This is a genomic window from Bradyrhizobium sp. Bra78 (assembly GCF_024519855.1).
In the GTDB taxonomy this organism is placed as follows: Bacteria; Pseudomonadota; Alphaproteobacteria; order Rhizobiales; family Xanthobacteraceae; genus Bradyrhizobium; species Bradyrhizobium japonicum_G.
The window spans coordinates 201,566-228,554 of the sequence record NZ_JALJRE010000010.1; the positions used below are offsets into that span (position 1 = coordinate 201,566).

16 protein-coding genes and 1 pseudogene are annotated in these 26,989 nt (G+C 65.4%); 16 read left to right on the forward strand and 1 reads right to left on the reverse strand.

Annotated features, from left to right (window positions below; genetic code table 11):
* Positions 1 to 56 precede the first annotated feature (56 nt).
* From OC450_RS22755 to map, 3 genes and pseudogenes are all read left to right on the forward strand, one after another.
* On the forward strand, positions 57 to 842 hold the full coding sequence (locus OC450_RS22755; RefSeq protein WP_211386065.1) for a helix-turn-helix transcriptional regulator: 786 nt from the start codon (positions 57 to 59) through the stop codon (positions 840 to 842).
* A 232-nt stretch (positions 843 to 1,074) separates the two neighbouring features.
* Positions 1,075 to 4,223, forward strand: a pseudogene (locus OC450_RS22760) (GAF domain-containing protein).
* A gap of 99 nt (positions 4,224 to 4,322) precedes the next feature.
* Positions 4,323 to 5,072 (forward strand): type I methionyl aminopeptidase, encoded by a 750-nt coding sequence (map, locus tag OC450_RS22765; protein WP_262048721.1) that lies wholly within the window; start codon positions 4,323 to 4,325, stop codon positions 5,070 to 5,072.
* Positions 5,073 to 5,120: 48 nt separating this feature from the next.
* Here map and OC450_RS22770 read toward each other — a convergent pair whose 3' ends face one another.
* Positions 5,121 to 6,443 (reverse strand): MFS transporter, encoded by a 1,323-nt coding sequence (locus OC450_RS22770; protein ID WP_211386067.1) that lies wholly within the window; start codon positions 6,441 to 6,443, stop codon positions 5,121 to 5,123.
* Positions 6,444 to 7,890: 1,447 nt separating this feature from the next.
* On the opposite strand from OC450_RS22770, the gene OC450_RS22780 reads away from it, so the two are divergent.
* The 13 genes from OC450_RS22780 (at position 7,891) to bamA (ending at position 26,937) form a co-directional block, all read left to right on the forward strand.
* Positions 7,891 to 8,613 carry an outer membrane protein gene (locus tag OC450_RS22780; RefSeq protein ID WP_211386068.1) on the forward strand — a complete coding sequence of 241 codons (723 nt, stop codon included), beginning with the start codon at positions 7,891 to 7,893 and terminating at the stop codon, positions 8,611 to 8,613.
* 475 nt (positions 8,614 to 9,088) lie between these two features.
* A complete protein-coding gene (gene dnaE, locus OC450_RS22785; protein ID WP_262048723.1) occupies positions 9,089 to 12,592 on the forward strand; it encodes a DNA polymerase III subunit alpha in 3,504 nt (1,167 codons plus the stop codon).
* A 256-nt stretch (positions 12,593 to 12,848) separates the two neighbouring features.
* Positions 12,849 to 13,589, forward strand: a complete 741-nt coding sequence (locus OC450_RS22790; RefSeq protein ID WP_211386070.1) for a carbonic anhydrase — start codon at positions 12,849 to 12,851, stop codon at positions 13,587 to 13,589.
* A gap of 304 nt (positions 13,590 to 13,893) precedes the next feature.
* Positions 13,894 to 16,407 carry a caspase family protein gene (locus OC450_RS22795; RefSeq protein WP_262048724.1) on the forward strand — a complete coding sequence of 838 codons (2,514 nt, stop codon included), beginning with the start codon at positions 13,894 to 13,896 and terminating at the stop codon, positions 16,405 to 16,407.
* A gap of 312 nt (positions 16,408 to 16,719) precedes the next feature.
* A complete protein-coding gene (locus tag OC450_RS22800; RefSeq protein ID WP_007603625.1) occupies positions 16,720 to 17,709 on the forward strand; it encodes a 30S ribosomal protein S2 in 990 nt (329 codons plus the stop codon).
* Positions 17,710 to 17,840: 131 nt separating this feature from the next.
* On the forward strand, positions 17,841 to 18,764 hold the full coding sequence (gene tsf, locus OC450_RS22805; RefSeq protein WP_211386072.1) for a translation elongation factor Ts: 924 nt from the start codon (positions 17,841 to 17,843) through the stop codon (positions 18,762 to 18,764).
* 60 nt (positions 18,765 to 18,824) lie between these two features.
* Positions 18,825 to 19,541 carry a UMP kinase gene (gene pyrH, locus OC450_RS22810; RefSeq protein WP_211386073.1) on the forward strand — a complete coding sequence of 239 codons (717 nt, stop codon included), beginning with the start codon at positions 18,825 to 18,827 and terminating at the stop codon, positions 19,539 to 19,541.
* A 66-nt stretch (positions 19,542 to 19,607) separates the two neighbouring features.
* Positions 19,608 to 20,171, forward strand: coding sequence for a ribosome recycling factor (gene frr / locus OC450_RS22815; RefSeq protein WP_262048725.1), 564 nt, complete (start codon positions 19,608 to 19,610; stop codon positions 20,169 to 20,171).
* A gap of 9 nt (positions 20,172 to 20,180) precedes the next feature.
* On the forward strand, positions 20,181 to 20,939 hold the full coding sequence (locus OC450_RS22820) for an isoprenyl transferase (RefSeq protein ID WP_211386075.1): 759 nt from the start codon (positions 20,181 to 20,183) through the stop codon (positions 20,937 to 20,939).
* Entirely contained in the window at positions 20,936 to 21,778 is an 843-nt protein-coding gene (locus tag OC450_RS22825; protein ID WP_262048726.1) for a phosphatidate cytidylyltransferase, read from the forward strand. The genes OC450_RS22820 and OC450_RS22825 overlap by 4 nt, the downstream gene beginning before the upstream one ends.
* Positions 21,779 to 21,782: 4 nt before the next feature.
* The gene (gene dxr, locus OC450_RS22830; RefSeq protein ID WP_211386077.1) at positions 21,783 to 23,006 is read left to right on the forward strand and encodes a 1-deoxy-D-xylulose-5-phosphate reductoisomerase; all 1,224 of its coding nucleotides are present in this window, start codon (positions 21,783 to 21,785) and stop codon (positions 23,004 to 23,006) included.
* Between the two features lie 44 nt (positions 23,007 to 23,050).
* Entirely contained in the window at positions 23,051 to 24,202 is a 1,152-nt protein-coding gene (rseP, locus tag OC450_RS22835) for an RIP metalloprotease RseP (RefSeq protein WP_256807231.1), read from the forward strand.
* Between the two features lie 188 nt (positions 24,203 to 24,390).
* Positions 24,391 to 26,937: an outer membrane protein assembly factor BamA gene (bamA, locus tag OC450_RS22840; protein WP_256807232.1), complete on the forward strand. Its 2,547-nt coding sequence runs from the start codon at positions 24,391 to 24,393 to the stop codon at positions 26,935 to 26,937.
* Positions 26,938 to 26,989: the final 52 nt, after the last annotated feature.

Below are 26,989 nucleotides of genomic sequence, written 5' to 3' on the forward strand. Positions count from 1 at the left end.
AGGAAGGCCTGGTATTATCCTAGTATTGTCCGGACCCTCCATCGAGGACGCTCGTCATGGCCGACCCCCGCCGCGTCGAATTCGGCGACTTCCTCAGGTCCCGCCGCGAAAAGCTGTCGCCGAAGACGGTCGGGCTTCCGGCGGGCCGGCGGCGGCGCACCGCGGGCCTGCGCCGCGAAGAGGTCGCGCAGCTCGCCGGCATCGGCGTCGACTGGTACATCCGGCTCGAGCAGGGCCGCACCGTCAGCCCCTCGGTGACCACCGTCGATGCGCTGGCGCGTGCGCTGCGCCTGACGAAGACCGAGCATGCGCATCTCAAGGCGTTGGCGCGCGACGGGGACAAGCGCGCCTTCACGCGCGAGATCGTGCCGCCGCCAATTCGGCGGATGATCGAGAGCCTGAAGCAACCGGCCTATGTCACCGGGCGGCGCTGGGACGTGCTGGCCTGGAACGATGCCGCCGAAGACGTCTTCGGGTTCGGGCAGTTGCCCGAGCAGGATCGCAACACGCTGCTGCTCGTGCTGACCAACAAGCAGACGCGAAAATTCTACGGCGCCGGCTGGACCGATGTCGCCAAGAGCATGGTCGCGATGTTTCGCGCCACCCACGACGTCTGGGCCGGGGATCCTGCCTTCACCGAGTTGCTCACGCGGCTGCGCCAGGGCAGCCCGGAATTCGTCAAATGGTGGGAGGCGCACGAGATCCGCAACACCGCCTCCGGCCTCAAGACCATGAACCATCCGACCAGGGGCGTGCTCCGGTTCGAGCACACGAGCTTTCAGGCCAACGACGATCCGGCGCTGAAGCTCGTGATTTATACGCCGGTCAGCGGCGCGGGCTGAGAAGCCGCGGCAGCAATTGCCATATCCGGCCTTGCTCAGACCCGGCGTGCCATCAGTCGACCGGGAGCACGGGAACCTAAATGCCATCATGCGGTTATCGGGCAGACAATTTGCGCGACCTGCCTGCATCACTCGGAGGTCAGGCGGGCTCATCTCTGGTCGAAACGAACAGCCGCGGGACGATCGATCCGATTGGCTCGCCGTGGAGTAGGGAAGTGGCAGGGGAAGACCAATGACGACAGCGACCGGGGCGCACTCGGCCGATCGCAATTCCGTCTTGGCCACACTCGGCGACTACATCCGAGAGATCAGCAATCCCGACGATCTCGCCTATGCGGCAGCAGAATTGCTGGGCCGCAGCCTGAACGTCAGCAGGGCAGGCTACGGCACCGTCGACACGTCGGCCGAAACCATCACCATCGTCCGCGACTGGAACGCACCGGGCATCCTGAGCCTGGCAGGCGTGCTGTGCTTCCGCGACTATGGCAGCTACATCGAGGACCTGAAGCGGGGTGACACCGTCGTCTGCGCCGATGCGGAAGAAGACCCTCGCGTCGGCGATCGTGCGCAAGCTCTCGAGGCGATCTCCGCCCGCGCGCTCGTCAACATGCCCATCTCCGAGCCCGACGGGGTCGTGGCGCTGCTCTACCTCAACAATGCCACAGCGCGCGAATGGAGCTCCGAAGAGCTGGAGCTCATCCGCGAAGTTGCCGAGCGCACACGCACCGCCGTCGAACGTCGCCGTGCGGAGACAGCTGTGAGGGAGAACGAAGCCCGGCTGCGCTTCCTGGACGCGCTCAACAAGGAGACCGCCAGGACCCGCGACGCCGACGGCGTCATGGCGGTCACGACCAGAATGGTCGGTGAGCATCTCGGCGTCTCGAACTGCGCCTATGCCGACATGGACCCGGACGAAGACGGCTTCACGATACGCGGGGATTGGGCCGCGGCCGGTGCGATGCATACCCTCGGTCATTACAGTCTGGCCGACTTCGGCAGGAAGGCAGTGCGAGAGCTGGGCGCCGGCAGGCCGCTCATCATCAATGACAATCTCAGGGAGATTGCCCCCGAAGAAGCCGCCACTTTCCAGAGCATCGGGATCGGTTCGACGATTTGCATGCCCTTGGTCAAGGAGGGGCAACTCACCGCCTTGATGGCGATTCATCACCGGGGCCCGCATCAGTGGACGCCGCGCGAACTCGCCTTGCTCTCAGAGGTGACCGAGCGATCGTGGGCCCACATCGAGCGCGTTCGATCGGAACAGGCAGCACGGGAGGCTGCCGAACGGCTGGTTCTCGCGAACAAGGCGGCGGGAATCGGCACCTGGGACTACGACCCGGTCAACGACGTTCTTCGATGGGATACCCGCTGCAAAGAGGTGTTCGGTTTACCGCCGGACGCCGAAGTCAGCTATGAAGGTTCATTCCTGAAAGGTATTCATCCGGACGACAGGCAGCGCGCCCACGAGGCCGTATCCGCAGCCCTGACGCCTCATTCTCCGACGAGTTACAACATCGAATACCGAACCATCGGTCTTGAGGATGGTGTCGAGCGTTGGGTTGCCGCGACCGGTCAAGCCCTCTTTTCCGATGGGCAGGCCGTTCGGTTCATCGGGACGGTGCTGGATATCACTGCGCAAAAAAGACGGAGCGTCATCTCAGGCTGCTGAACGACACCGGGGCCTCGGTCTCCCGCGAACGCGACCTCGAGAAGATCGTGCAGATCGTGACGGATGCCGGCGTCGAGCTGACCGGTGCCCAGTTCGGAGCCTTTTTCTACAACGTCCTGGCAGCGGATGGCGGCAGCTACATGCTCTATTCGCTGTCCGGCGTGCCACGGTCCGCTTTTGAGAACTTTCCGATGCCGCGCAACACCGCGGTGTTTGAGCCGACGTTCAAGGGCACGGGGGTGATGAGGTCCGACGACATCCTGCAGGACCCTCGCTACGGCAAGAACGCGCCGCGCAAAGGCATGCCGGAGGGCCATCTTCCGGTCCGATCCTACCTGGCGGTCCCCGTGATCTCGCGAACCGGTGAAGTCCTCGGCGGGCTGTTCTTCGGTCATGCCGAGACGGGCAGATTCCAGGCCGAGCACGAGTCCGCACTGCTCGGCATCGCCGGCCATGCCGCGACGGCGATCGACAATGCGCAGCTCCTGACCAGGCTTCAGGCGCTCAATGCCGAACTGGAGCAACGCGTCGCCGACGAGATTGCCGAACGCATGAAGGCCGAAGAGCAATTGCGGCAATCCCAGAAGATGGAAGCCGTCGGGCAGTTGACCGGAGGCATCGCCCACGACTTCAACAACATGCTGGCGGTCATCATCGGCAGCTTGAATCTCGCCAAGCGGCGGCTGGGCAAGGGAGAGGTCGACATCGGCCGCTTCATCGATGGCGCGATCGACGGGGCGAACCGTGCAGCCACCTTGACGCAGCGGCTGCTGGCGTTTTCGCGTCAACAACCGCTCGCGCCGGAAGTCGTGGACATCAACAAGATGGTCGGCGGGATGAGCGAGCTGCTCGACCGATCGCTTGGCGAGCTTGTCCGCCTCGAAATGGTCCTGGCGGCCGGTCTCTGGCGCGTCAAGGCAGACCCGGCCCAGCTGGAAAGCGCGATCCTCAATCTCGCGGTCAATGCGCGGGATGCCATGCCGAAAGGCGGCAGGTTGACCATCGAAACCAGCAACGCCTCGATAGATCAGAAGTATTCTCGCGAGTATGCATTGATACCCGGGCAGTACGTGCTCGTTGCCGTGACCGATAACGGTATCGGGATTCCGGACGATGTGGTTGGGAAGGTCTTCGATCCATTCTTCACGACCAAGGAAGTGGGCAAGGGCACCGGCCTCGGCCTCAGCCAGGTCTATGGTTTTGTGCGGCAGTCGGGCGGCCACGTCAAAATCTACTCGGAGGTCGATGTCGGAACGACCGTGAAGATCTATCTTCCGCGGTTCGCCGGCGATGACGTCACCTCGAGCGCGTCGCAGGTGGCGGCACATCCCGGTGCGAGCATGCAGAACGAGACGATCCTCGTCGTGGAAGACGACGAGCGTGTCCGCAGCATCTCATGTGAAAGCCTGCGCGAGCTCGGCTATAACGTCCTCGAAGCCGCGAGCGCCAGAGAGGCACTCAGGACCATCGAAAATGGCTCTGTTCCGGATCTGCTGTTTACGGATGTCGTCATGCCCGACATGACCGGCGCCGAACTCGCGGCCGCGCTGTCGAAACGACACCCGGAGCTGAAGGTGCTGTTCACCACCGGCTACACGCGCAATGCCATCGTTCACAATGGCATGCTCGATGCCGGCAAGCATTTGCTGTCCAAGCCCTTCGCGATCGAAGACCTCGCGGCCAAGGTTCGCAATCTTCTCGACGAGAGTTGAACGCCTCTTCTCGGGCGGGTTTCAGGTCGAGTGCACCTTGCTCCTTTGGAACGGCCTCTGCGGTTTGCAAGCCAGGGTCGCAAGCGCTAGACCCGTGATATGACAATCTCGGACGACAACGACCTCACCCGCCTGAAAGAGATCGGACGCATCGTCGCCAATACCCTGGAGGCGATGGGGAAGGCGCTCGAGCCGGGCATGACCACCTCCGAGCTCGACCGGATCGGGCGAACACTTCTGGACGCTGCCGGTGCGCGTTCGGCGCCGGAACTGGCCTATGATTTTCCCGGAGCGACCTGCATCAGCGTCAATGAGGAAATCGCTCACGGCATCCCCAGCGGGCGACGGATCGCGCGAGGCGACCTCGTGAACATCGACGTTTCCGCCGAGAAGAACGGGCTCTTTGCGGATACGGGAGCCTCGTTCGCCGTTCCGCCTGCAACCCGCGCGATCGAGCGTCTTTGCAGGGATGGCAGGCGCGCGATGTGGACGGGGCTGCGGCAGGTCGGCGCCGGCAAACCGATTGCCGGCATCGGTCAGGCCATCGGGAGCTTTGCGCGGAAGAACGGTTACAGCCTGGTCAGGAATCTCGCCAGCCACGGCGTCGGCCTGTCGCTGCATGAGGAGCCGACGGAGATCGCGACATGGCCGGACTCCTCCGAACGCCGCGTCATGAGCGAAGGACTCGTGTTCACCGTCGAGCCCTTCCTGTCGCTGGGCGCCGAATGGGCTCAGGACGGCGATGATCCGTGGACGCTCTACAGCAGCCCGGAGGCGCCGACCGTGCAGTACGAGCACACCGTGATCGCCACCCGTCAGGGACCTTTGATCGTGACCATGGCCGGTTGAGGCCACCGAGGTCGGAGTCCGAGACGTCTCACGCCCGGTCCGGCGACCTCACGCCACCGGATCTCTGGCCGCATCCGAACGGCTTCGACGACCCGGTGCCAGTGGCGGCGCGGCTCTTGCCGGAGTGTTCTCCGGCGGAGCGACCTTGCGCCCCGAGGTGACCGCGACCGGAGCGGACCCGGCATCGCGCCAGGCCACCATCCAGATCAGCAAACCAAGAACCGCCAGCGCGGCGCCGACGGGACCGGTGGAGGTCCAGCCCAGCCCCTCGCGAATGGCAAGGCCGCCGAGGAAAGGGCCGAGCGCATTGGCGGTGTTGAAGGCCGAATGGTTCAGCGCGGCGGCGAGCGCCTGCGCATCACCCGCGACGTCCATCAGCCGCGTCTGCAGGATGGCGCCGAGCGAGACGCTGGCACCGATCGCGAAGATGTCTGCCGCAAGCAGCCAGGGATTGCCGGCGGCAAGCGGAAACAGCAGCAGCGCGACCGCCGAGAACAGCAGGATGACGCCGGCCGTCGGCATCAGCGCGCGGTCCGCAAAGCGCGGCACGAACAGGTTGCCGAGCGTGGCTCCGATGCCGAACACGGCCAGGAAGAACGGAATCACCGCGGGGCTGACCTTGGTGACCTCGATCAGCGTCGTCGCCAGATAAGTGTAGACGGCGAACATGCCACCGAAGCCGATGGCGCCGATCGCCAGCGTGATCCAGACGCGGCCACTTCTCAGCGCACCGAGCTCTCGCAGCGGATCGGACCTGCCGGCCTGGTCGCGCGGGGCGAACAGGGCGCAAAGCATCATCGTGAGTAGCGCCAGCAGCGACACGAGGCCGAAGCTCGCGCGCCAGCCGACGGCCTGGCCGATCAGATTGGCGAGCGGCACGCCGATGATGGTGGCGCCGGTCAGGCCGAGCATCACCTGGCCGATTGCCTGCGAACGACGATGTTGAGGAACGAGCGAGGCGGCGACCAGGGCTGCGATGCCGAAATAGGCGCCGTGCGGCAATCCCGAGAGGAAACGCGCCGCGATCATCCAGCCGAAGCCCGGCGCCAGCGCGGTGAGCGCATTGCCGAGCGCGAACACGGCCATCAGGACCAAGAGCTGCGTGCGCCGCGCGAAGCGCGCACCGAGCACGGCGATCAGTGGCGCGCCCAGCACGACGCCGAGCGCGTAGGCGCTGATCGCGTGGCCCGCGGCCGGCTCGTCGACTCCGAGGTCTGCGGCGAAAAACGGCAGCAGGCTCATCGACGCGAATTCGGTGGTTCCGATCGCAAAGCCGCCCATCGCGAGCGAGAACAGGACGATGGCGAGACGGGGGGAAGCTGAAGCCGCGGTCGGATGCGCGCGGGGCGCTGTCGCTTGGGGCGAGGTCATGTGTCCTGCATTGGTGGCGTCAACGGGAACCAGCCCAGCGAACGTCGCCACCCCTGCAAGATTTGTCTGTCGTACTTAAACCGGTCCCAGTCTACGTCAACACCGGAGGCCCAACGCAGGGCAGGCCGCATATCAGCCTCCCGATTTGGGCGATGGAGGCACGCGTAGTGACGGACGAACCCCGATGTTGGACGATGATCGGCGAGGCCTGTCGAGCGCGGCTGGCTCCGCGGCCACTCGAGTCGGCGGCTGGCTGGCCTGCTTGCGATCGCAGATGGCGGTTACCTAATTCGCCTCGAGGCGGGCAACCGTTCCGGTTCTGGCGCGTTGGAGATCGTCACCGCCCGGTCCTTGGCAGTTGCCGGTGATGAGAACGCCGGTTGCGCTCCCGCCCATCCAGGAGCAGCACGTGCGAATTCGCATCAAGCCATCATCGACGCTCGGAGATCGCCTGAACAAGGAGGCGAGGAATTTGCGCAAGCAAGCCGAAGGCTTGCCACCCAGCATTCGCCGCGACGAACTTCTGAGGAAGGCCGATCAAGCCGAGACAGCCGCTCACATGAACGAGTGGCTGAGCCCTTCCGGTCCGCGGCCGGCGCAATAGGTCCGAACTGGCACAAACTGCACATCACACAGGGGCCTGGTGCAGTTAACCTTTTCCCCATGGGAAACGAGTTGCGTTTTCGCATTCTGGTGATTGTGCTCGGCTTGCTGCCGGTGGCGTTGATCGCCTTTGCCCTCTTCAGGCTATAGCGCAGCATTCATTGATTTGCCTCAACAGGCACCGTTGCCGCCGAGCGTCTCTGGTGTTCGAGGGAGGCGCGTCAATGACCCGCCGTCGGCTCTGGATTTATCAATCCCTGATCCTGGTCACCGCCGCGCTGTCCATTGCGGTGATCGCATCCATGACCTGGTAGGCATGCTTGGCCGCGAGCGTTGGGGGTGCCCTGATCGGCGCGCTTGACTGTCGCACGAGCAATTGCGCAGCCCCGGTCATTCATCTGCGGTGAGACAGAACGCATGATGCGGACCGAGCGCATGCGCCCAACTGCTTGCGGCCAAGCGCTTGCGCCCAAGTGCTTGCGCCCAAGTGCTTGCGCCCAAGTGCTTGCGCCCAAGTGCTTGCGCCCAAGTGCTTGCGCTCAGCGCGAGCGCAAATGTGGCGACAATGGGGAGCGCGATTCGTCACGCATCTCATTCGTCAATCACGCAATCGTGCGTGCGTCGGTGCCTTGCGCGCAGATGCAATATACGCCGTGCAATGAACAATGGAACTCATGAAAACACTTGTTTCAAAGGGTTTCCTGCGCGCGCTGATAAACATCCGTTAACCGAGCAGGGGCCTTTGGCTCGAACTGTTGCGTCGAGGTTACAGCAATTCCGTCGAGCGCTGTTATGACGACGCCACGGCCCGGGGGCCTAACGACGAAACTGGAACGGGATTCAAATGAAAAAGAATTTGTTGCTTGCCGCTGTAAGCCTTGTCGCGCTCGGCGCGGCTGCGCCGGCGCTGGCTGCTGATCTCGCGGCGCGGCCTTACACCAAGGCGCCTGCGATGGTCGCCACCATCTACGACTGGAGCGGCTTCTACATCGGTATCAACGGCGGCGGCGGTTCGTCGCACGCGACCTGGGATCTGGTCGGGTTCGGCCGCGACGGTTCGCACGATGCGACCGGCGGCACGGTCGGTGGTCAGGTCGGCTATCGCTGGCAGTCCGGACAGTTCGTGTTCGGCTTGGAAGGCCAGGGCAACTGGGCTGACTTCTCCGGCAGCCACGTCGGCGCGATCTCCGGCTTCACCAACAACACCAAGATCGATGCGTTCGGTCTGGTCACCGGTCAGGTCGGTTATGCCTGGAACAACGTGCTGCTCTACGTCAAGGGCGGTGCGGCTGTGGTCAGCACCAAGTACGACGCTTCTCTCGCCGGGGTGTCGCTTGCATCGGCCAACGACACCCGTTGGGGCGGCACGGTTGGCGCAGGCCTCGAGTACGGCTTCGCGCCGAACTGGTCGGTTGGCGCCGAATACAACCACATCTTCCTGGGTGGCAAGGATCAGACCCTGACCGGCGGCTTCGGTGCTCTGGCGATCCATACCGCGCAGGACGTCGACATGGGCCTCGTCCGCCTGAACTACAAGTTCGGCGGCCCGATCATCGGCCGTTACTGATACAGATCGCTCATTTCGAGCGGTTGCGGAAAGCCCCGGCCTCGTGCCGGGGCTTTTTTGTTGCGTAAATTCAGCGAGTTAACCATCGCATTTTGAAGTGGTCGAGCGCGCTTGACTTCCGAGAACGAAATGAGAACAATGTTCTTCATACGTTCCAGCGAGGGAGTAGGCCATGTTCAGGATTTTCGTGGAAGAAGCCGCCGCACTGGCGTCGATTGCACTGTTCGTCGGGATGATCGCGATCTGGGCCCAGGTGATTCCGCAGCTCTAGGTGCGGGCCTGGTTGGGGAAAAGCAGGACGACGCGGCCGATCCGCCGCTCCGGCGTGGACTCTGGTCGCGCGACACCCCACCATTGTGAAGCGAGTCGGCCGGGCGGGTGCAGGATGTTCCCATGATCCTCTTGTGATCATCCTCTTGTGATCCCCCGGGGCCGGCGACCGCTCCATCCACCTGCAAGAGGCCGTCACGCGACCATGCCGAGCGCCGGATTTGTTCACCTTCACGTTCACTCGGCCTATTCGCTGCTGAAGGGCTCGATCAAGATCGCCAAGCTCGCCGAGCTTGCCAAGAAGGACCATCAGCCCGCGCTGGCGCTGACCGACACCGACAACATGTTCGGAGCGCTGGAGTTCTCCGACAAGATGGCGGGCTCCGGCATCCAGCCGATCGTCGGCTGCGAGCTGGCGATCGATTTCGCCGACCAGGATCCCAATGCGCGCAACGCGCTGCTGCCGTCGCGCATCGTGCTGCTGGCCGCACAGGAGCGCGGCTATCGCAGCCTGATGCGGCTCAACTCACGGGCGTTCCTGGAGACGCCCGACACCCATGCCCCCCATATCAAGTTCGACTGGCTCGAGGGCGAGACCGAAGGCCTGATCGCGCTGACGGGCGGACCGGACGGGCCGGTCTCGCTGGCGCTTGCCGGCGGTTATGCCGAGCTTGCGGCCACGCGCTGCGAGCGCCTGGCCGGCCTGTTCGGCGACCGCCTCTACGTCGAATTGCAGCGCCACGGCCTCGACAAGGAGCGGCGCGTCGAGAGCGGGCTGATCGACATCGCCTACGCCAAGGGCCTGCCGCTGGTTGCGACCAACGAGCCTTATTTCGCCGCGACCGACGATTACGAGGCGCATGATGCGCTGCTCTGCATCGCCGGCGGGCGGCTGATCGCCGAGACCGATCGCGTTCAGCTCACGCCCGATCACCGCTTCAAGACCCGTGCGGAAATGGCGGTGCTGTTCGCCGACATTCCGGAGGCGCTGGCCTCCACGGTCGAGATCGCCGAGCGCTGCTCGTTCCGTCCGATGACGCGCAAGCCGATCCTGCCGTTCTTCACGGTCGGCGCCGCCGCAAGCTCCGATGCTGCCGCGGTCGAGGCGGCCGAATTGAAGCGCCAGGCGGAGGAGGGGCTCGCCAACCGCCTGCGCGTCCACGGCCTGTCGCAAGGCACGACGGACGAGGACTACAACAAGCGCCTGGCGTTCGAGCTCGACGTCATCATGCGCATGAAATACGCGGGCTACTTCCTGATCGTGTCCGACTTCATCAAATGGGCGAAGGGGCAGGGCATTCCGGTCGGGCCGGGCCGCGGCTCGGGCGCAGGCTCCCTGGTGGCATGGGCGCTCACCATCACCGACCTCGACCCGATCAAGTTCGGCCTGCTGTTCGAGCGCTTCCTCAATCCGGAACGCGTCTCGATGCCGGACTTCGACATCGATTTCTGCCAGGACCGCCGCGGCGAGGTGATCCAGTACGTGCAGCAGCGCTACGGACGCGACCAGGTCGCGCAGATCATCACCTTCGGTACGCTGCAGGCACGCGGCGTGCTGCGCGACGTCGGCCGCGTGCTGCAGATGCCCTACGGCCAGGTCGACAAGCTCACGAAACTGGTGCCGCAGAATCCGGCAGCGCCCGTGACGCTGGCCGCGGCGATCGAGAGCGAGCCGAAGCTGCAGGCGTTCCGTGACGAAGACCCGGTGGTGGCGCGTGCCTTCGACATCGCCCAACGCCTCGAAGGCCTGACGCGCCATGCCTCGACCCACGCGGCCGGCATCGTGATCGGCGATCGCCCGTTGAGCGAGCTCGTGCCGATGTACCGCGATCCGAAGTCGGACATGCCGGTGACCCAGTTCAACATGAAATGGGTCGAGCCGGCGGGCCTCGTCAAGTTCGACTTCCTCGGCCTGAAGACGCTGACCGTGCTCGACGTCGCCTGCAAGCTGCTCAAGCCCCGCAACATCGACATCGATCTGGCCACGCTGCCGATCGACGATGCCGAAAGCTACCAGATGCTGGCGCGCGGCGAGGTGGTCGGCGTGTTCCAGGTGGAAAGCCAGGGCATGCGGCGCGCGCTGGTCGACATGCGGCCCGACCGCTTCGAGGACATCATCGCGCTGGTCGCGCTCTATCGCCCGGGCCCGATGGCGAACATCCCGACCTATTGCGCGCGCAAGCACGGCGACGAGGAGCCGGAATATCTCCATCCCGTGCTGGAGCCGATCCTGAAGGAGACGTTCGGCGTCATCATCTACCAGGAACAGGTGATGCAGATCGCGCAGGTGATGTCGGGCTATTCGCTAGGCGATGCCGACCTGCTGCGCCGCGCCATGGGCAAGAAGATCCGCGCCGAGATGGACAAGCAGCGCGACATCTTCGTCGCTGGCGCGGTGAAGAACGGCGTGCCGAAAGGGCAGGCCGAGACCATCTTCGAGCTGCTCGCCAAGTTCGCCGATTACGGCTTCAACAAGAGCCATGCGGCGGCCTACGCGCTGGTATCCTACCACACCGCCTACATGAAGGCGCATTATCCGGTGGAGTTCATCGCCGCGTCGATGACGCTCGATCTGAACAACACGGACAAGCTCTCCGAATTCCGGTCCGAGGCGCAGCGCCTCGGGATCAAGGTCGAGCCGCCGAACATCAACCGGTCCGGTGCGACCTTCGAGGTCGGCGAGAAGACCATCTATTACGCGCTTGCCGCACTCAAGGGCGTCGGCATCCAGGCGATCGACCAGATCATCGCGGAGCGGACCCGGAACGGCCTGTTCACCTCGCTCGCCGACTTTGCCGCGCGGGTGTCGCCGCGCGCGATCAACAAGCGCATCATCGAAAGCCTCGCCGCCGCGGGCGCTTTCGACACGCTGGAGCCGAACCGGGCGCGGGTCTTTGCCGGCGCCGACTCGATCCTCGCCGCATGCCAGCGGGCGAATGAAGCTGCAACCATTGGCCAGAACGACATGTTCGGCAGCGCGGCCGATGCGCCGACCATCATGCTGCCGCAGGTCGAGCCCTGGCTGCCCGCCGAACGGCTTCGCCGCGAATATGATGCGATCGGCTTCTTCCTGTCCGGCCATCCGCTCGACGATTACGCCACCGTGCTGAAGCGGCTGCGCGTGCAGTCCTGGGCCGAGTTCTCGCGCGCGGTGAAGACCGGCGCCACCGCGGGCAAGGTCGCCGCCACCGTGGTGTCGCGGATGGAGCGGCGGACCAAGACCGGCAACAAGATGGGCATCATGGGACTTTCCGATCCCACGGGTCACTTCGAGGCGGTGCTGTTCTCCGAAGGTCTCGCGCAATATCGCGACGTGCTGGAGCCGGGCGCCGCCGTGCTGCTCCAGCTCGGTGCCGAGCTCCAGGGCGAGGACGTCCGCGCCCGCGTGCTGCATGCCGAGCCGCTGGACGACGCTGCCGCCAAGACGCAGAAGGGCCTGCGCATCTTCGTGCGCGACACCAAGCCGCTGGACTCGATCGCCAAGCGTCTGGCCGGCCCCGAGATGGCGGCTTCGAACGGAGCCGCGCCAAAGGTCGGCAGCCCGGGGATTGCCCCGCGCTCCAACGGCGACGGCGAGGTCTCGCTGGTGATGATGCTCGACCTCGAGACCGAGGTCGAGATGAAGCTGCCCGGCCGCTTCAAGGTCTCGCCGCAGATCGCCGGTGCGATCAAGGCGGTCGCGGGCGTGGTGGACGTGCAGCAGCTGTAGCAGCACGCACGAAATTGCAGCCGGTTGCAAGAACCAGAGGCCGATGGATTTCCCGCCTTTGGACGAACCGGCCGCAAGGACTACAATCGCCGAACTGCGGCTGGCGGAATAGGCGCACGCAAGACCGGTGAACGCGTCGTTCTGACGACACCCAAGAGTTGGGGCGCCGCCCGCACCGACGTTTGTGGTTTCGTCATGTCATAGCGGCTATGATCGCGGCGGTACCATCGTCCACCTCGCCGGGAGGAAGCGCGACATGTGCGACAAGTGCTCTCAATCTCTGCATGGAAATACCGGGCCGTCGCGGCGGTCCGCGATGCTGTTTGGCGCTGCCGCGTTCGGACTTGCCTTCGCCGGCAAAGCCTTCGCCAAGGAGACCAAGACGCCGCCAAAGCCGCAGAACGTGCTGTCTCCCGAGGCATCACTGAAGCGCCTGATGGAAGGCAATGGCCGCTACGTCATCGGCGTGTCGCGGCGGCACGATTTCAAGCACGAGCGCGAGGCGCTGGCCGGCGGGCAAAACCCGTTTGCCGCCGTGCTGAGCTGTGCCGATTCGCGGATCGCGCCCGAATATGCCTTCGACACCGGCCGCGGCGATCTGTTCGTCTGCCGCGTCGCCGGAAATTTCGCCGGCACCGAGACCATTGCCAGCATGGAATACGCGGTCGCGGTGCTGGGCGCGCCGCTGATTCTGGTCCTCGGCCATGACAGTTGCGGCGCGGTCGATGCGACGCTCAAGGCGATCAAGGACAACAAGCCGCCGCCGGGACACATCCCTTCGCTGGTCGATGCGATCGCGCCGGCCGCCAAGGCCGCGATGCAGCAAAGCGGGAACGTCCTCGACGCGGCGATCCGGCAGAACGTGATCGACAACGTCGCCAAGCTGAAGTCGGCCGCGCCGATCCTCAATGCGGCTGTCGAGCAGGGCAAGCTGAAGGTCGTCGGCGGCATCTACCGGCTTGCGACGGGAACGGTCGATCTGATCGCGCAGGGCTGACGAGCCGTCGCCGCGCTGTTCGTCGGCGCGACGCTTACGCAAGCCTGACCCAGGAGCCTTTGCGCAGGAGCCTTTGCGCAGGAGCCTTGCGCAGGAGCCTTGCGCAGGAGTCTTGCGCAAGGGTTTGGCGCAAGGGTTGGCGGAGGCGCCGGGCGCCATGCCGCCGCCTCAATCCAAGCCTTTCGTTATCAAGCCTTTCGTTTTCAAAACTTTCATTATCAGAGCCTTTCGTTCAAGTGCCGTTCAGCCGGCCGCGCGCTTGATGCGTGGTGGCACCTCAACAACAAAGGCGGGCAAGCAAGCCATGCGTGGGACGCTCAGAGTCTTCATCTGCCTTTTCCTGCCGATCGTGGTCCTTGCCGGGGCAGCGCGGGATCCGGCGCGCGCGCAGCAGCAGGAAAAGCGCATCGCGCTCGTGGTCGGCAATGGCGCCTATGCCAAGTCGCCGCTGGCGACGACCGCGAACGATGCCGGCCTGATCGCGCAGACGCTGCAAGCGGCGGGCTTCGACGTCGTCGGCGCCCGCGATCTCGACGGCGACACGCTGCGAAAGAGTTTTCGCGACTTCATCCAGAAGGCGCAGGCCTCGGGCCCCGGCACCGTCGCGATGGTCTATCTGGCCGGTTACGGCGTGCAGCTTGCCGGCGAGAACTATTTCATCCCGGTCGATTCCAACATCACCCGCGACACCGACATTCCGACCGAGGCCTTGCGCATCGGCGACTACGCGCGCCAGCTCGCGGCGGTTCCGCTCAAGGCGAACATCGTCGTGCTCGACGCAGCGCGTGCGCAGCCCTTCATCGAGGGCGGCCAGCAGATCGCGAGCGGGCTTGCGCTGGTCGAACCGGATCCGAACATGCTGATCGCCTTCAATGCCGCGCCCGGCACCGTGGCGCCAGAGGAGCCGGGGCCCTACGGCATCTATGCGCAGTCGCTGGCCGAGATGATCCGCACCGGCGGCCTGCCGCTGCCTGAGGTGTTCGATCGCGTCCGCCTGCGCGTCAACGAGGCCTCCAAGGGCGCGCAGGTGCCCTGGAACGAGCAGAAAATCAGCGCGCAATTCTCATTCTTCGATCGCGGGCCCGACGCGCCGCCGCCGGAGGCCTCGGCCGACCAGGTCGCTGCGATCCGCAACAAGCCGATCCGGGATCTCGGTGTGCAGGACGCCTACGCCGCCGCGCTCACGCGTGACACGCTGCCGGCCTATGAGGAATTTCTCGCGGCCTATCCGAATGATCCGATGTCCAGGCGCGTGATGGCGATCGTTGCGGCGCGCCGCGAGGCGATCACCTGGCGGCGGACCTATCGCACCGACACGCCGGAAGCCTTTTGGTCGTATCTGCGCCGCTATCCGCGCGGCCCGCATGCAGGCGATGCGCGCCGGCGCCTCGCGATCCTCACCGCGCCGCTCGAGCCGCCGCCGGCCTTCGCGATGATCGACTACGACGTGCCGCCCCCGCCGCCGGAGGAGGTCGTCTATGTCGACCGTCCCGTGCTGTATTTCAGCGATCCCGATTTTGGCTTCGCGCCGCCACCACCGCCGCCGGTCTACTATCTGCCGCCGCCGCCGCCGGATTTCGTCGTGCTGGAGCCGCCGCTGCCTGTGATCGGCCTGTTCGTGCTGCCGCAGCCGATGTTCGTGCCGATCCCGGTGTTCGTCAGGCCGCCGGTCTATGTCGCGCCGCCGCCGAACAACATCATTTATGCCAACATCCACAACACCACGGTCATCAACACCGTGATCAACCGGCCGCCGGCACCTGCCGCGGGCGTGGGGGCAGGGGCAGGTCCGGCCAATCTCGCGCCTGCAGTTGCCGGCCGCGCCAATCCGGCCGGTGCAGCCTTGCCGCAGGCGGTCACGCAGCGCGCCGCCCTGATTCAGCAGGGCAAGGCGCCGATGCCGCCGAGCGCGACGATGCAGCCGGCAGCGAGGCCAGGGACGCCTCCGGCGACGCCGGCCAATCTCGCGCCGATTGCAGCGCCATCCGCTGTGCCACCGGCCAGGCTGCCACAGGCCAACACGCTGCCGGTCCCCGGGGCCCAGGGTGGTCCGCCCGTGCCGCCAGCGGGGGCAGGGCCTTTGCCGGGCGGCAGACCCGTGCCACCGACGGCGACTGCGCCCGGCGTGACGCCGCCGACGCGTCCGGGGGCGCCGACGACTGCCGCTCCCGGTGCGCCGCCGCCGGCTCGTCCCGTTGCGCCCACCGCCGCCGCGCCGGCGACGGCCGCGCCCACCACGGCAAACCCGGCCGGCGTGCCCGGCCAACCTCCGAAGCCGCCGGTGGCCCAGACGGCACCCGGAACCGGGCCGGGGGATCGTGGCAAGTCCGCAACCCATGCGCCGGCTGGCTCGCCTGCCGGCACGCCTCCCGGCGCGGCCGGACGACCGGTCGCGCCGCCGCCCTCGGCCGCGCGGGAGCCGGTCAGGCCACAGAATCGGCCGTCGACCGCTCCGGCACAGGCTGCCAGGCCCTCGGCACCACCGCGCCCTCAGGCCGTGGCGAGACCAACGCCTCCGCCGCCCGCGGCGCGTCCAGCCCCGCCGCCTCCGCCGCGCATCGCATCGCCGCCGGCCCGGGTGGCTCCGCCCGTGGCGGCCGCTCGGCCGGCGCCGCCGCCCATGGCGCGCCCCGCGCCACCACCGCCCATGGCGCGACCTGCGCCACCACCACCGCCGGTGGCCCGGCCTGCGCCACCGCCGCCACCCCGGGTGACCGTCGCGCCGCCGCCACCGCCGCGCCCGGCAGCACCGCCGCCGCGTCCCGCAGCCCCGCCGCCGGCGGCCAAGAAGTGCCCGCCGAACCAGCCCAAGTGCTGAAGGGCGACGGGATCGGGACCGGCGCGACCGCGCTTTATAGACTGTTGTTTGAGCATGATCTTTCCGGAAAACCGCTTGGCGCTTTTCCGGATCATGCTTTAGGGCGCAGCGTGTCCTTGACGGAAGGGGCCATCGGGGGACGAAAACCGCCCTCGAAAGGCCCTTATTTCCTTGCTTCTGGCCCAAATCGCGCTATACAGCGCGCCATCTCACACGGAAGCATGGCTCACAAGGCCGTCCGGTGGCAGCCGGGGCGACAACGCTCCGTTTTGCTCACACGCTTCCGGAGGAACCAACCGGAGAATTAGAACGATGGCACTGCCCGATTTCACTATGCGCCAGCTCCTCGAAGCCGGCGTGCACTTTGGTCACCAGTCTCACCGCTGGAATCCGAAAATGGCACCTTTCATTTTCGGCGCCCGCAACAACATCCACATCGTCGATCTCGCGCAGACCGTGCCGTTGCTGCATAACGCCTTGCAGGCGGTCAGCGACACCGTCGCCAAGGGCGGCCGCATCCTGTTCGTCGGCACCAAGCGCCAGGCGCAGGACGGCGTCGCCGACGCGGCCAAGCGCTGCGCGCAGTACTTCGTCAATTCGCGCTGGCTCGGCGGCACGCTGACCAACTGGAAGACGATCTCGGGCTCGATCAAGCGCCTGCGTCATCTCGACGACGTGCTCGCCGGCGGCGATGCCTCCTCCTACACCAAGAAGGAGCGCCTGACGCTTCAGCGCGAGCGCGACAAGCTCGACCGCTCGCTCGGCGGCATCAAGGACATGGGCGGTCTGCCCGACCTGATCTTCGTGATCGACACCAACAAGGAAGACATCGCGATCCAGGAAGCCCAGCGGCTCAACATCCCGGTCGCAGCGATCGTCGACACCAATTCGGACCCGAAGGGCATCACCTATGTGGTGCCGGGCAATGACGACGCCGGCCGCGCGATCGCGCTCTACTGCGATCTGATCGCGCGCGCAGCGATCGATGGCATTTCGCGCGCCCAGGGCGATTCCGGCATCGACGTCGGCGCTTCGGTTCGACCGGTCGCAGAAGAGCTGCCGGCCACCAGCGGCTTCCAGGGCCTTGCCGGTCCGCGCGGCACTTCCGACGATCTCAAGAAGCTCCCGGGCGTGTCGGGTGCGATCGAGAAGAAGTTCAACGACCTCGGCATCTTCCACTTCTGGCAGCTCGCCGAACTCGATCACGACACCGCGCACAAGATCGGCGAAGAAGTCGGTCTGCCGAGCCGGGCGGATGCCTGGGTGGCCAAGGCCAAGGCGCTGACCGCGGAAGCGGAATAGTCGAAAAGAGCTACGGGTTGGCCGGATGAGATCCGGCCGCCATTTCAGTTGACGCGAATTCCTGAGATGGACCGCGGCGAGGCGATCGGGCCGCGCCGCGGCGAACCGGCAGGCAAAAAGGATATTCAACGATGGCAACGATCACAGCTGCGATGGTCAAGGACCTGCGCGAGTCGACCGGCGCGGGCATGATGGACTGCAAGGCCGCGCTGACCGAGAACGACGGCAACATGGAAGCCGCGCAGGACTGGCTGCGCAAGAAGGGCCTGTCGAAGGCCGCCAAGAAGTCGGGCCGCGTCGCCGCCGAAGGCCTGATCGGCGCGCTCACCAAGGGCAACAAGGGCGTCGTGGTCGAGGTCAACTCCGAGACCGACTTCGTCGCGCGCAACGGCCAGTTCCAGGGCCTCGTCAAGATGATCGCTCAGGTCGCGTTCGACGTCGGCGCCGATGTCGAGAAGATCAAGGCCGCCAAGGTCGGCGACGTCACGATCGAGACCGCGATCAATGACGCGATCGCCACCATCGGCGAGAACATGACGCTGCGCCGCGCCGCTTTGCTCGAAGTGAGCCAGGGCGTGGTGTCGCACTACGTCCATGGTGCCGTCATCGACGGCGCCGGCAAGATGGGCGTGATCGTTGCGCTGGAATCGCCCGGCAAGGCCGACGAGCTCGCAGCGCTCGGCCGCCAGATCGCGATGCATATCGCGGCCACCAATCCGCTTGCGCTCGATCCGTCCGGCCTCGATCAGGCGGTCGTCAAGCGCGAGAAGGACGTGCTCGCCGACAAATATCGCCAGCAGGGCAAGCCCGAGAACGTGATCGAGAAGATCGTCGAGTCGGGCCTCAAGACCTACTACAAGGAAGTCTGCCTGCTCGAGCAAGCCTTCATCCACGACACCGGCAAGTCGGTGGCGCAGGCGGTGAAGGAAGCCGAAGGCAAGGTCGGCGGCACCGTGAAGATCGCGGGCTTTGTGCGCTATGCTCTCGGCGAGGGAATCGAGAAGCAGGAAAGCGACTTCGCAGCCGAGGTCGCGGCGGCCAGCGGCAAGAAGTAAGCGCCGGAACGTTCCTTCCGGCGTGCTGCCGGAAGCGGCGCCCGGACAAGGAAAGTGCTCATGACTGATCCGGTCTATCGTCGCGTCGTGATCAAGCTGTCCGGCGAATATCTCGCAGGACCGCAGGGTTTTGGCATCGACCAGCCGACAGTCGACCGGGTCGCGGACGATCTGATCGCCGCCCGCCAGCTAGGCACCGAAGTTGCGGTGGTGATCGGCGGCGGCAATATCGTGCGCGGCGTCGAGGTGTCTTCGCGTGGCGTCTCCCGGACGACCGGCGACACCATGGGCATGCTCGCCACCATGATGAACTGCCTGGCGCTGGAGGCGACAATCGAGCGCAAGGGCACGCCGGCGCGCACGCTGTCGGCCTTCGTCATGCCTGAGATTTCCGAGCTGTTCACCCGCACCGCGGCGCACAAATATCTCGCCGAAGGCCGGATCGTGCTGCTCGGCGGCGGAACCGGCAATCCGTTCTTCACCACCGACACGACCGCGGTGCTGCGCGCTGCCGAGATCGGCGCCGAGGCGGTGCTGAAGGCGACCAATGTCGATGGCGTCTACTCGGCCGACCCGAAGAAGGATCCGACGGCGACGCGGTTCGACCGTCTGACGCATTCACAGGCGATCGAGGGCGGCTACAAGGTGATGGACGCGACCGCCTTCGCGCTTGCCCGCGAGACGTCGCTGCCTATCATCGTGTTCTCGATCGCGGAGCCGGGCTCGATCGGCGCGGTATTGCGTGGCGGCGGCCACGGAACCATCGTCGCCGGCTGACGGCTCATCTGGCGCGCCCCAAGGGAGGGCGCGGAGAGGTCGCCGGGATTTTGAAGGAGAAGCGTGATGGCCACGGGTACTTTCGACCTCAACGAAGTGAAGCGCCGCATGCAGGGCGCCATCCAGTCGCTCAAGCACGAGCTCGGCGGCCTGCGCACCGGCCGCGCCGCCGCCTCGATGCTCGATCCGGTGCAGGTCGAGGCCTATGGCAGCCACATGCCGCTGAACCAGCTTGCCACCGTCAGCGTGCCGGAACCGCGGCTGATCTCGGTGCAGGTCTGGGACAAGTCGATGGTCAAGGCGGTGGAGAAGGCGATCGTCGATTCCAATCTTGGCCTGTCGCCCGCGACCGAAGGCCAGGTGCTGCGCCTGCGCATCCCCGAGCTCAACGAGGAACGGCGCAGGGAGCTGGTGAAGGTCGCACACAAATACGCCGAGGCCGCCAAGGTCGCCGCGCGCCACGTCCGCCGCGACGGTCTCGACGTTCTCAAGAAGCTCGAGAAGAATCACGAGATGTCCGAGGACGACCAGAAGCGCCACGCCGACGAGGTGCAGAAGGCGACCGACGGCACGATCTCCGAGATCGACCAGTTGCTGGCCGCCAAGGAAAAAGAAATCCTCACCGTCTAAGGCCGCCTCATGTCCAACGCCGCCGCGCCCGCAACGGAGGGACCCGATCGGTCCGAGGCGCCTGCGCATGTCGCCATCATCATGGATGGCAACGGGCGTTGGGCGGCTGCGCGCGGCTTGCCGCGAGCCGAAGGTCATCGCCGCGGCGTCGAGGCCCTGCGCCGCGTAGTTCGCGCCTCGCACGAGCTCGGCATCCGCTATCTCACCATCTTCTCCTTCAGCTCCGAGAACTGGTCGCGCCCGGCGAGCGAGATCGGCGATCTCTTCGGTCTGCTCCGCCGTTTCATCCGCAACGATCTTGCGAGCCTGCATCGCGACGGCGTCAAGGTCCGCATCATCGGCGAACGTGAAGGGCTCGAGGGCGACATCTGCGCGCTCCTCAACGAGGCCGAGGAGCTGACGCGCGACAACACGCGCCTCACGCTCGTCGTCGCCTTCAACTACGGCTCGCGGCAGGAGATCGCGAAAGCGGCGCAGAAGCTCGCGCGGGAAGTCGCGGACGGCAAGCGCGATCCTGACACGATCGACGCCGAGACGCTCGGCGCACATCTCGACGCGCCCGACATTCCCGATCCCGATCTCATCATCCGCACCAGCGGCGAGCAGCGCCTGTCCAATTTCCTGATGTGGCAGGCCGCCTATAGCGAACTCGTCTTCGTACCGATCCACTGGCCCGATTTCGACAAGGCGGCGCTGGAAGGCGCGATCGCCGAATTCGCCAGGCGCGAACGTCGTTTCGGCGGTCTCGTCGCGAAAACCGCCTCGTGAGCGAACCCGACGCCGCACCGGCCGGCGCGAAGCCTGCCCCGAGTAATCTCGTGATGCGGGTCCTCGCAGCACTGGTGCTGGCGCCGCTCACCATTGCGCTGGCCTATGCCGGCGGCTGGCTGTGGGCGCTGCTCGTCACCCTGGTGTCGATCGGGCTGTTCGCGGAATGGCTGATGGTTGTGGGCGCAGGCTCGGCCGCGCTGACGGGGGCAGGGACGATCGTGATCGCCATGATGGGGGCCTGCGTCGCCTTCGGCGCACTCAAGACCGCAATCATCACCGGATTTGTCGGCGGCGCGATCGTGACGCTGATAGCGCGCGGAAAGTTCATCTGGGCGGCGACCGGATTTGCCTACGCATCGGCGGCGCTGCTGGCCACGATTCTGGTGCGGAAGGATCTCGTCAACGGCTTCTCCGCGCTGATGTTCGTGCTGCTGGTGGTGTGGGCGACCGATATCGGCGGCTATTTCGCCGGGCGCAGCATTGGCGGGCCGAAGCTATGGCCGCGCGTCAGTCCGAAGAAGACCTGGTCCGGAGCGTTCGGCGGCTTTGCCGGGAGCCTTGCGGTCGCAGCGGGGTTTGCCGCCTGCGGGATCGGGAAGGCGGTTCCACTGCTGCTCGTCAGCGCCGTCCTGTCGGTGGTATCGCAGTCCGGCGATCTGTTCGAATCCGCGGTGAAGCGGCGCTTCGATGTCAAGGATTCCAGTCACTTAATCCCCGGTCACGGCGGGTTACTGGACCGTCTGGACGGTTTTGTCGCCGCCATCCTGGTGGCATGGATTATCGGCTTCCTCCGCCATGGTGTGCATAGCGCCGGAAGCGGTCTTATGATTTGGTGAGGATATGAGCGCGGTCCCATTGCGTAACAACAAGGCTGCGGCGCCTGCCGTCCGCAGCGTCACGGTCCTCGGCGCCACCGGCTCGATCGGCGACAGCACGATGGATCTGCTGCGCGCCTCTCCCGAGCGCTACCGCGTCGAGGCGCTGACGGCGAACAGCAATGTCGAGGCGCTGGCAAAGCTCGCCAAGGAATTTTCCGCGCGCTTCGTCGCGATCGCCGACACCTCGAAGCTCGCCGAGCTCAAGGCCGCGCTCGCAGGCACCAGCACCGAATGCGGCGCCGGCGAAAGCGCGGTGATCGAGGCCGGCGCGCGTCCGGCCGATTGGGTGATGGCGGCCGTGAGCGGCGCTGCCGGACTGAAGCCGGCGCTGGCGGCGGTCGATCGCGGCGCGCATGTCGCGCTCGCCAACAAGGAATGCCTTGTCTGCGCGGGCGATTTCTTCATGCAGCGTGCGGCGAAAGCAGGCGCGTGCATTTTGCCGGCCGATTCCGAGCACAACGCGCTGTTCCAGGCGCTCGGCTCGGGCAATCGCGACGAGCTCGTCCGCGTCATCATCACGGCCTCGGGCGGCCCGTTCCGGACCTGGAAGCCCGCCGACATCGAGCAGGCCACGCTCGAGCAGGCCCTGAAGCATCCGAACTGGAGCATGGGCCAGAAGATTACGATCGATTCCGCCTCGATGATGAACAAGGGGCTGGAGGTGATCGAGGCCTCCTACCTGTTCGCGCTCTCGCCCGACGAGATCGACGTGCTGGTTCATCCGCAGTCGATCATCCACGGCATGGTCGAGTTTTCCGATCGCTCGGTCGTGGCCCAGCTCGGCGCACCCGACATGCGCACGCCGATCGCGCATTGTCTCGGCTGGCCCGACCGCATCAAGGGCCCGGCGGCCAAGCTGGATCTGGCCAAAATCGGTCAGCTCACCTTTGAGGCGCCGGATTTCGAGCGTTTCCCGGGCCTGCGTCTGGCCTTCGATTCGCTCCGGACCGGGAAGGGGGCGACCACCGTCTACAACGCCGCCAACGAGGTCGCGGTCGCCGCCTTCATCGCCGGCAAGATCCGGTTCGGCGCGATCGCCCGGCTGGTCGAGGCGACGCTAAACGACTGGGTTCGCGGCGGGAATCAGGCGCCGCTGGCCTCTGCCGACGATGCAATTTCTGTTGACCATGTTGCGCGAAATAGAGCTGCCGCCCTATTGCCTCAAATTGCCTTAAAGGCATCCTAGATGGTTCGGGGCCAGGGCCTTGCGGCGCTGGATGAGGGAATTCGATGATTGACTTTTTTGTCCATAGTTTCAATACGTTGAGCCATGGGCTCCTCGGCTACGCGGTTCCCTTCCTGTTTGTCCTGACCATCGTCGTGTTCTTTCATGAACTCGGCCATTTCCTGGTCGCGCGCTGGGCGGGCGTTCGCGTGTTAACTTTTTCGCTCGGTTTCGGACCTGAGTTGGTCGGTTTCAACGACCGCTATGGCACCCGCTGGAAGATTTCGGCGGTCCCGCTCGGCGGCTACGTCAAGTTTTTCGGGGACGAGAGCGAGGCCTCGACTCCGTCATCCGAGGCGCTCGCGGCCATGACGGCCGAGGAGCGCGCCGGCAGCTTCCATCACAAGAAGGTCGCCCCGCGTGCCGCCATCGTCGCCGCCGGACCGATCGCCAATTTCATCCTGGGCGCGCTGATCTTCGCCGGCATGGCGCTGTATTACGGCAAGCCGAGCACGATCGCGCGGGTGGACGGCGTCGTCGCCGACGGCGCAGCTGCCGCGGCCGGTTTCAAGATCGGGGACGTCGTCGTCCAGATCGACGGCAAGCCGATCGAGAGCTTCGCCGACATGCAGCGAATCGTTGCGATGAATGCCGGTTCGGCACTTGCTTTCCAGGTCAAGCGGGACGGCGCCATCGTATCGCTGACCGCGACGCCGGCGCTGCTCGAGCGCAAGGATCCGTTCGGCAACAGCCACCGTCTCGGCGTGCTTGGCGTCGAGCACAAGTCCCAGGCCGGTGAGGCCTCGACCGCGCCGGTCGGCGTCGGCGAAGCGCTCAAGATCGGGGTCGAGCAGGTCTGGTTCATCATCACCAGCACCTTCAAATTCCTGGGCTCGCTGTTTGTCGGAAACGGCAACCCCAACGAGGTCAGCGGCGTGCTCGGCATTGCGAAGATGTCGGGGCAGGCGGCCAGCGCCGGGTTCCAGTTCGTCATCAACCTCTGCGCGGTGCTGTCGGTGTCGATCGGCCTGCTGAACCTGTTCCCGATCCCGCTGCTCGATGGTGGCCACCTTATGTTCTATGCGGCGGAGGTTGTCCGCGGCCGTCCGCTGTCCGAGCGAACTCAGGAGGTGGGTTTCCGAATCGGGCTCGGTCTGGTGCTGATGCTGATGGTGTTTGCGACCTACAATGACATCCTTCGGATGGCGGCCTCCTGATAGGGGCTTTTTTGTGGCGTTACTCATTGCGTTGCTCTTGGGCAACGTCTTGGAATGAAATTGAAATTACGGCGCGCTCGACCGTTTGCGGCGTCGGGGAAATTGGCTACAAGCGGCCTGAACTTGGGGAATCTCCAGACCGGCTTTGGGGTTGGGTCTGGTACGGAATGATAAGGGCGCATCGCGCAATGAAGTTTGGACTGCGACTCCGGGGGGGCTTGCTCGCAACCCTGATCATGTTCGGCGCGCCGGTGGTTGTCCCGGTTGGGGCTGCTTTTGTGTCGTCGTCTGCGCTTGCGCAGACCGTGCAGTCGATTTCCGTCGAAGGAAATCGCCGTGTCGAGGTGGAGACGATCCGCTCCTATTTCAAGCCGGGTCCGGGCGGTCGTCTGGACCAGGGCGCCATCGACGACGGCCTCAAGGCATTGATCGAGACCGGCCTGTTCCAGGACGTGAGGATCAACCGCGGCTCCGGCGGCCAGATCATCGTCTCCGTGGTGGAGAACCCGGTGATCGGGCGCATTGCCTTCGAGGGCAACAAGAAGATCAAGGACGAGCAGCTCACCGCTGAAGTGCAGTCCAAGGCGCGCGGCACGTTCTCCCGCGCCATGGTGCAGTCCGACACGCTGCGAATCGCCGAAATCTATCGCCGCTCCGGCCGCTACGACGTTCACGTCACGCCTGAGATCATCGAGCAGCCGAACAACCGCGTCGACCTCATCTTCACGGTCCAGGAGGGCGCCAAGACCGGCGTCAAGTCGATCGAGTTCGTCGGCAACGTCGCGTTCTCGTCCTATCGCCTGCGCGACGTCATCAAGACGCGCGAAACGAACCTGCTGAGCTTCCTCGGCAGCGGCGACGTCTATGATCCCGACCGCGTCGAAGCCGACCGCGACCTGCTCCGCCGCTTCTATCTCAAGAACGGCTTTGCCGACGTCCAGGTCGTGGCCGCGCTCACCGAATACGATCCGGATAAAAAGGGCTTCAACGTCACCTTCAAGATCGAGGAAGGCTCCCAGTACCGCGTCGGCAGCGTCGATTTCCGTTCCAGCATTCCGAACTTCGATCCCAGCTCGCTGCGGGGCTATTCGCGCGTCAATGTCGGCTCGCTCTACAACGTGGAGTCGGTCGAGAAGTCGGTCGAGGAGATGCAGGTCGAGGCCTCGCGCCGCGGTTATGCCTTCGCCGTGGTTCGTCCCGGCGGCGACCGCAACTTCGAGGCGCACACCGTGTCGGTCGTGTTCAACGTCGACGAGGGCCCGCGCACCTATATCGAGCGCATCAACCTTCGCGGCAACACCCGCACGCGCGACTACGTCATCCGTCGCGAATTCGACATCTCCGAGGGCGATGCCTACAACCGCGCCCTGGTCGACCGTGCCGAGCGGCGCCTGAAGAACCTCGACTACTTCAAGAGCGTCAAGATCACGACGGAGCCCGGCTCGTCGAGCGACCGCGTGATCCTGCTCGTCGACATGGAAGAGAAATCGACCGGCGACTTCTCGGTCTCGGGCGGCTACTCCACGACCGACGGTGCGCTGGCCGAAGTCTCGATTTCCGAGCGCAACCTGCTCGGCCGCGGCCTGTTCGCCAAGGCGTCGGTGACTTACGGCCAGTATGCGCGCGGTTACTCGCTGTCGTTCGTCGAGCCGTACCTGCTCGACTACCGCGTCGCGCTGGGCCTCGACCTCTATCAGCGCGAGCAGCTGTCCAACAGCTACATCTCCTACGGCACCAAGACGCTCGGCTTCTCGCCGCGCCTCGGCTTCTCCCTGCGTGAAGATCTGTCGCTGCAGCTGCGCTATTCGGTCTATCAGCAGGAAATCACGCTGCCGTCCTACCTGGCGAACTGTAACAACAATCAATTCTTGCCTGATGGCGTGACTCCGAATCCGGCCTTCAACCCCAGCCCGGCTTTCTCCGCAGCGTCCGGTATTGCCCTCGCTGGCTCGACCAACGGCCTGGGCTGCTACAGCGACGGCGAAGCCTCGCTGCCGGTGCGTAAGGAGCTTGCCAACGGCAAGACGCTGACCTCGGCGCTGGGCTACACGCTGACCTACAACACGCTGGACAACAACAAGAACCCGACCGACGGCCTGCTCATCGACTTCCGGCAGGACTTCGCCGGGGTTGGCGGCGACGTGTCCTACCTGAAGACCGCGGCGGACGGAAAGTATTACACCCCGCTGGTGTCGGACATCGTTGGCCTCGTCCATCTCCAGGGCGGTATCCTGACCAAGATGGGCGACGATCTGCGGATGCTCGACCACTTCCAGATGGGCCCGAACCTCGTCCGCGGCTTTTCCCCCAACGGCATCGGTCCGCGGGACCTCAATCCCTTCGGCACGCAGGACGCGCTCGGCGGCACCAAATACTGGGGCGCTTCGCTCGAATTGCAGATGCCGTTCTGGTTCCTGCCGAAGGAAGTGGGCCTGAAGGGTGCGGTCTATGCCGATGCCGGCGGCCTGTATGACTACAAGGGACCGACGAGCTGGTCGGTGACCAACGAAGCCAACGCGCCTGGCTGTATCCCGTCGACCGTCAATCCGTCCTCCACCGGAACCTGTACCGGTCTCGTGTATGACGACAGCAAGGTGATCCGTTCGTCGGTGGGTGTCGGCCTGATCTGGCAGTCGCCATTCGGTCCGCTGCGCTTCGACTACGCCGTGCCGCTCACCAAGGGCAAATACGACCGCACGCAGGAGTTCCGGTTCGGCGGCGGCACCAGCTTCTAATTCGAGCAGCAGGGCACGATCCGGATCGATGGAGCCGGTTTCCGAAGGGGTC

Coding starts and splice junctions, on each gene's coding strand:
- pyrH (WP_211386073.1), top strand. CDS start 18,825: ATGACTGATCCGGTCTATCGTCGCGTCGTGATCAAGCTGTCCGGCGAA.
- OC450_RS22755 (WP_211386065.1), top strand. CDS start 57: ATGGCCGACCCCCGCCGCGTCGAATTCGGCGACTTCCTCAGGTCCCGC.
- OC450_RS22800 (WP_007603625.1), top strand. CDS start 16,720: ATGGCACTGCCCGATTTCACTATGCGCCAGCTCCTCGAAGCCGGCGTG.
- dxr (WP_211386077.1), top strand. CDS start 21,783: ATGAGCGCGGTCCCATTGCGTAACAACAAGGCTGCGGCGCCTGCCGTC.
- map (WP_262048721.1), top strand. CDS start 4,323: ATGACAATCTCGGACGACAACGACCTCACCCGCCTGAAAGAGATCGGA.
- tsf (WP_211386072.1), top strand. CDS start 17,841: ATGGCAACGATCACAGCTGCGATGGTCAAGGACCTGCGCGAGTCGACC.
- OC450_RS22795 (WP_262048724.1), top strand. CDS start 13,894: ATGCGTGGGACGCTCAGAGTCTTCATCTGCCTTTTCCTGCCGATCGTG.
- OC450_RS22770 (WP_211386067.1), bottom strand. CDS start 6,443: ATGACCTCGCCCCAAGCGACAGCGCCCCGCGCGCATCCGACCGCGGCT.
- OC450_RS22820 (WP_211386075.1), top strand. CDS start 20,181: ATGTCCAACGCCGCCGCGCCCGCAACGGAGGGACCCGATCGGTCCGAG.
- frr (WP_262048725.1), top strand. CDS start 19,608: ATGGCCACGGGTACTTTCGACCTCAACGAAGTGAAGCGCCGCATGCAG.
- rseP (WP_256807231.1), top strand. CDS start 23,051: ATGATTGACTTTTTTGTCCATAGTTTCAATACGTTGAGCCATGGGCTC.
- bamA (WP_256807232.1), top strand. CDS start 24,391: ATGAAGTTTGGACTGCGACTCCGGGGGGGCTTGCTCGCAACCCTGATC.
- OC450_RS22790 (WP_211386070.1), top strand. CDS start 12,849: ATGTGCGACAAGTGCTCTCAATCTCTGCATGGAAATACCGGGCCGTCG.
- dnaE (WP_262048723.1), top strand. CDS start 9,089: ATGCCGAGCGCCGGATTTGTTCACCTTCACGTTCACTCGGCCTATTCG.
- OC450_RS22780 (WP_211386068.1), top strand. CDS start 7,891: ATGAAAAAGAATTTGTTGCTTGCCGCTGTAAGCCTTGTCGCGCTCGGC.